General features: G+C 70.6%; 5 protein-coding genes. 1 reads left to right on the top strand and 4 read right to left on the bottom strand.

All coding sequences use genetic code 11. From position 1 onward, the window contains the following. Window positions 1–52: 52 nt before the first annotated feature. The 3 genes from MFF42_RS22650 to MFF42_RS22640 all read right to left on the bottom strand — a co-directional run bounded on the left by MFF42_RS22650 (window position 53) and on the right by MFF42_RS22640 (window position 3,216). The gene (locus MFF42_RS22650; protein ID WP_238257930.1) at window positions 53–436 is read right to left on the bottom strand and encodes a nuclear transport factor 2 family protein; all 384 of its coding nucleotides are present in this window, start codon (window positions 434–436) and stop codon (window positions 53–55) included. 87 nt (window positions 437–523) lie between these two features. Beyond that, window positions 524–2,638 carry an ABC transporter ATP-binding protein/permease gene (locus MFF42_RS22645; RefSeq protein ID WP_238257928.1) on the bottom strand — a complete coding sequence of 705 codons (2,115 nt, stop codon included), beginning with the start codon at window positions 2,636–2,638 and terminating at the stop codon, window positions 524–526. 248 nt (window positions 2,639–2,886) lie between these two features. Next, window positions 2,887–3,216, bottom strand: a complete 330-nt coding sequence (locus MFF42_RS22640; protein ID WP_238257927.1) for a hypothetical protein — start codon at window positions 3,214–3,216, stop codon at window positions 2,887–2,889. A gap of 311 nt (window positions 3,217–3,527) precedes the next feature. Between MFF42_RS22640 and MFF42_RS22635 the strand changes: the two genes are divergently transcribed. Continuing rightward, the gene (locus MFF42_RS22635) at window positions 3,528–4,229 is read left to right on the top strand and encodes a hypothetical protein (RefSeq protein ID WP_238257925.1); all 702 of its coding nucleotides are present in this window, start codon (window positions 3,528–3,530) and stop codon (window positions 4,227–4,229) included. A 7-nt stretch (window positions 4,230–4,236) separates the two neighbouring features. Here the strand turns inward: MFF42_RS22635 and MFF42_RS22630 are convergent, their stop codons facing one another. After that, complete coding sequence (locus MFF42_RS22630) at window positions 4,237–5,163, bottom strand: pyridoxamine 5'-phosphate oxidase family protein (protein ID WP_238257923.1); 927 nt, start codon at window positions 5,161–5,163, stop codon at window positions 4,237–4,239. Window positions 5,164–5,240: the final 77 nt, after the last annotated feature.

The raw sequence follows: 5,240 nt of genomic DNA, 5'->3' as shown, positions 1-5,240 counted from the left end.
CAAGGGGGAGGAGAGGAGCGACGGCGACCGAAGCGATCGACCGGAAACCGTATCAAAACATCCCGTTCGGATTGGCGGAGTCTTCCGGCAGGATCTGCAGCACATCCCAGTGCTCGACGATTCGGCCTTCGTCATCGAGGCGGAAGATGTCGATGGCCGCGTAGTCGTGGTCGCCCGGCCAGTGCTGGAGACAGTGCAGCACGACCAGATCGCCCTCGGCGATCGCCCGCTTCACCTCGACCCGCTTGCCCGGCCACTCGCGGGCCATGCGCTCGAAATAGGCGATGAAGCCGTCCTTGCCGCTCGCCACGTGCGGGTTGTGCTGGATGTAGTCGCCGCCGGCGTAGCGCTCGATCGCCTCGCGCGGCCGGCACGCGTTGAACATCAGCTCGTAGAAGGCGATGACGGTCGCCTTGTTCGTCGCGAGGTCGGTCATGCGTGGCTCCGAGCGTGAACGGCTCGATCAGGCCGCCCCGTGCGGCCGCACGCCGCGCATCATGCCCGAACGGCGACGGTCCGTCCCCTACTCCGCCGGAGCCGGCATGCTCGACATGCGCGGCTCGAAGCGGCCCTCGCCGACGGGCTTCATCTCGACGCGGCGGTCGTGGTGCTTGAGCAGGGTCGAGCGGTGGCCGATCGAGACGATGGTGGTGCCGGGCAGGCTCTCGCGCAGGGTCCGGTAGATCGTGGCCTCGGTCTCCTCGTCGAGGGCGGCGGTCGATTCGTCGAGGAACAGCCAATCGGGCTTGGCCAGGATCGCCCGCGCGATGGCGAGGCGCTGCTGCTCGCCGCCGGAGAGGCGCCGATCCCAGGTATCGACCGCGTCGAGCTGGTCGGCGAGCTGCGGGAGCTGGGCGGCGCGAAGCGCCTCGCGGATCGCCTCGTCGGAGAAGGTATCGACCGTGTGCGGATAGGCCACCGCGCCGCGGAGCGTGCCGAGCGGGAGGTAGGGCCGCTGCGGCAGAACCAGCGCCGATTGTCCGGCCGGCACGTCGACCCGGCCCTTGCCGAATGGCCAGATCCCGGCGATCGCCCGGAACAGGGTCGACTTGCCCGAGCCCGAGGGGCCGGTGAGCAGGGTCGCGCCCCCCTTCGGCAGGTCGAGCGCGCCCGCCCGCACGATCTCGCGGCCGTCGGGCAGGGCCAGCGCCAGGTCGCGGGCGGTCACGGAACCGGCGGTGTCGTTGCCGTTGGCAAGGCCGTAGCCGGCCCCGGCCAGGGCCTCGGCCTTGGTCATCGCCCGCTTGAACGAGCCGAGACGGATCGTGTTCGCCTTGTAGGCGGCGAGGATGGTGTAGGAATTGATGAAGAAGTTCAGCGAGTTCTGGACGTTGCTGAAGGCGTTCGAGGTCTGCTGCAGGGCGCCCAGGGTAATCTTCTTGGCGAAGAACGACGGCGCGGCGATGACGAGCGGGAAGATCGCGCTCGCCTGCCGGTAGCTGAAGGTGAAGGCGATCAGCTTGATGCGGCGGAAGATGATGCCGACGTAGTTGTCGACGATGGCGTGGAACAGGGTGGCCAGCCGCGAGGTTTCGGCCCGCTCGCCCCGCAGCAGCGCGATCTGCTCCGAGTAGATGCGGTTGCGCGCCAGCGCGAAGCGGAAATCCGCCTCGACCTGCTCCTGCCGGTAGTCGAGGCCGATGAGCGGCTTGCCGATCAGGTGGGTCAGCCAGGTCCCGACCACCGCGTAGGCGATCACCAGCCAGACCAGGAAGCCCGGGATCACCGTGTCGGTGAACGGCAGCACGAAGTCGCGCGAGAGCGTCCAGAGGATGACGATGAAGGAGACGAGCTGCGCGGCCTGCGACAGCAGCCGGGTCGAGAGGGTGGTGGTCTGGGCGATGAAGTTGTTGACGTCCGACTGGATGCGCTGATCCGGGTTGTCGGCGTGCTCGTCGACGAACGGGATGCGGTAATGCGTGCCCTGCCCGAGCCAGCGCTCGTAGAGGTTGTGGGTGAGCCAGGTGCGCCAGCGGAGCTGGAGGCCGGAATCGACGTAGATGTCGAACATGCCGATCACGACGTTGAGGATCGCCAGCGGCACGAAGATGTAGCCGAGCTGGTACCAGAAGGCGGCCGCGTCGAACTCCTGCAGCGCGTTGTACATGTCGCGGTAGAAGAAGTTGAACCGCAGCGTCAGCGCCACGTCGGCGAAGTTCACGAAGATCGACAGCGCCACGAGGTTGCGGCCGATCTGCCCCTCGGTGCGTCCGAACCGGCGGAACATGCCGATCTCGCGGCTCGGCGCGTCGTGACTCGCGAAGTAGGGGTCGGCGATCAGGGTGATGTCCCGGATCGGCGCCCAGTACGAGATGGCGAGCACGATGCCGCCGAACACCACCGAACCGGTCGCCGCGAAGTCCGGCGGCAGCAGCGCCGCGACGATGGCGGGCAGCGCGCCCATGGCGGCGAGCGTCTTGGCCCCCGCGAGCACGAGGTAGCCGATTCCGTAGACCGAGACGAAGATCTTGAGATAGGCGGAGAGATTCTTCGAGGCGATCAGGATGCCCGCCATCGCGAAGCCCGCGAGCGAGACATAGAGCGGCGGGCTCGGGATCCCGGGCATGGCGAGCAGCAGGAGCGCGAAGAGCGCCGTGAGCACGGCCTGGATGCCGAGCCTGCTCTTGAATGCGGCCACGCGGATCACTCCTTCTCGCTGCTCCGGCCCTGGCCCATCCCCGTTCGGGGTGACGCGCCGGCGGACGGGGTTCAATCGCCGAATGCGGCGCCCCTGGCTATCCGTCGTGGCGAGAACGTGGCGCGGGGCCGCGCCTGTCACGTGAAATTTCCGTCACGTCGCGGGTTGGAGAGGCGGCTTACCAGTGCCGCGGGCCGCCGGGTGCGACACCGTGGACCGGTGCCGGACGCGGCTCGAGGCCGTCGCGATCAGTTCGCGTCCCAGTTCCAGTCACCGTAATCCGGCTCGCGGCAGCGATAGCCGATCGGACATTGCGGGTTGTCGCGGGTGGGGACGAAGCGCAATTCGGCGATCTCGCTGAGTTCGCAGAAGCTGCGGTCGCGCACGAAGCGCTCGGGCGGGCGTCCGCCGAAGCCGAGCGTCACCGCGCCCTCCGCCTTCACGATCGCCATCGCTTCCGCACAGGTCGGGCGCGCCGTTTGCGTGCGCGGCTGGGCGAAGGCGGGAGCAAGGGCGATGGGCGACGTCAGGAGGGGCGCCAATGCCGAGCCGAGAACGGCGAGGGTGACAGGTTTCATCACGCGGGTACGGCCGACGACCGTCGCGGCCGCCAAGCTTGACCATGGCAGGTTCCGCTTGCGGCGGGAAGGGGTTGCCGTGCCTCTGCCGCATTCGGAGAGTCTATCCTGGCGCGCGGGCCACGACGGGCCGAAGCATCCGGTGGATGGGAGCGACGCCGAGGCACGGGCGAATCCTTCCTCCACCGCGGCGCGTTCGGGAAGGCGGCGCGCTTCGTGCGTAGCGTAGATCGAGGATGCGGGCGGGCCGGTGCGCCGGGCGAATCGCGACCGCACGGCTCGATTGCTGAAAGGTATTTTCGGACGCTAGGATGACGATGTCGGGTGTACGGGCCGAAGGGGCGACGGCGGTGCCGATGATGACGGAAGGCGCGCAGGACGCGGACGGGAAGGACGCGGCGCGGGAGGCTCCCCCTTCCGCCCTGTCGCGACGCCTCACGATTCCCGTCATCCTCGCGGTGGGCTGGGGCGCCCTGTTCGCCTACACGCTGACCGTGCTCACCGATGACGGGCCGGTGGCGGCACCGGCCGGGCACACCCGGCTGGCCACGGCCGACGGGATCGACGTGCCGGAGGTCCGGCTGCCCGAGCCTGAGCGGCCGGCCGCGCCCGCCGCCACCCCGCCGGCGCGGGTGCTCACGGTCGCCGCGCCCGCCCCGCCGCTGGACACCGTCGTGCCCCAGGCCGAGCCGCGCCCCGTCGCGCCGCTGGTGGAGCGGGCGGCCTTCGTCGGCATCTGGGGGCCCAATCCGGTCGCCTGCGGCCAGCGCCAGCGCCGCCGCGGCTTCCTGCCCGCCACGATCACCGAGGACGGCGCCAAGGCCGGGCGCACCATCTGCCGCTTCCGCAACAACCGCCGCGAGGGCAGCGCCTGGACCATGGCCGCCGATTGCAGCGAGCGCGGCCGCCGCTGGACCTCGCAGGTCCGCCTCCTCGTCGAGCACGACCGGCTCACCTGGACGAGCGGCAAGGGACAGGCGAACTACATCCGCTGCGGCCGCAGATCCGACTGAGGCACGGCTACGCCGCATCGGCCACGGCGAACCGCAGCCGCAGGGCGCGGGCCCGGAACACGATCCGCTCCGGCGCGAACCGCCACAGGCGCTCCGCCCCGTCGATCCGCTCGTCCTCGGCCGGATCGAGCACGACTTCGGTGCGCCCGCTCATTTGCAGCAGGTCGCCGGTCGCGAAATCCGGAAAGACGAGCCCCGCCCGCGGGTTGGCCAGCAGGTTGCCCAGCGTGTTGAAGAAGCGGTTGCCGGAATAATCGGGGATCGTGAGGCGGCCGTCCGCCCCGACCCGCACGAAGCCGGCCGGACCGCCCCGGTGCGAGACGTCGATCTGCCGCCGTCCGTCCGCGTCCTCGACGTCGCTCGCGACGAAGAAGGTTTCGGCCGCGGCGACGAGCGCCCGCGCCGCCGGGTCGAGCCGGTCCGACAGGACGGGGGGCGGCCGGGTTCCGCGCGGCCCGTCCGGTCTCGTCGCGTGCCGGCTGCGGATGTATTGCGGGCAGTTGCCGAAACTCTGCTCGACGCGGATCGCGAAGCCGTCCGGGCCGGTCCGCTCGATGCGTCCGTTGAGGCGGTTGCGGCGGCGCGTGGCGAGCTCGATGCCGAGCAGGGCCACGCCCTCCCCGTCCTGCAGTCCCGCCTCGGCCGGGTCGTCCGGCTCGCGGGGCGTCTCCACCCGGAGGTGGAATGGGTCGGGTGCGTGGAGGAAGCCCGGCGCCCCCTCCCGCAGGGTCGCCCAGGGGCGGCCCTCCCCGTCCACGCTGCCCAGCACCGCGAAGGACAGGAGCGGGAAGAACGCCCGGTGCTGCTCGTTCAGGTAATCGCGAATCACCCGAGGGCCGAGTTCGGCCATCCGCCCGGCGATGCCGACATGCGCCTGGATCGCCACCTCGCCCCGGTGCCAGGGCGAGGATGGGGTCGCGGCCTGCGCGCTCATGCCGGGCCTCCCGCCGCGTTCAAGCCCACCGGCGAGGCCGGGAGCGCGACGAAGCCGGGCAGCGCCTCGACGCGGGC

This window comes from Methylorubrum podarium (genome assembly GCF_022179745.1).
Lineage (GTDB): Bacteria > Pseudomonadota > Alphaproteobacteria > Rhizobiales > Beijerinckiaceae > Methylobacterium > Methylobacterium podarium.
This window is presented reverse-complemented; position numbering and strand designations above follow the sequence as displayed.

Coding starts and splice junctions, on each gene's coding strand:
- MFF42_RS22650 (WP_238257930.1), bottom strand. CDS start 436: ATGACCGACCTCGCGACGAACAAGGCGACCGTCATCGCCTTCTACGAG.
- MFF42_RS22640 (WP_238257927.1), bottom strand. CDS start 3,216: ATGAAACCTGTCACCCTCGCCGTTCTCGGCTCGGCATTGGCGCCCCTC.
- MFF42_RS22635 (WP_238257925.1), top strand. CDS start 3,528: ATGACGATGTCGGGTGTACGGGCCGAAGGGGCGACGGCGGTGCCGATG.
- MFF42_RS22630 (WP_238257923.1), bottom strand. CDS start 5,163: ATGAGCGCGCAGGCCGCGACCCCATCCTCGCCCTGGCACCGGGGCGAG.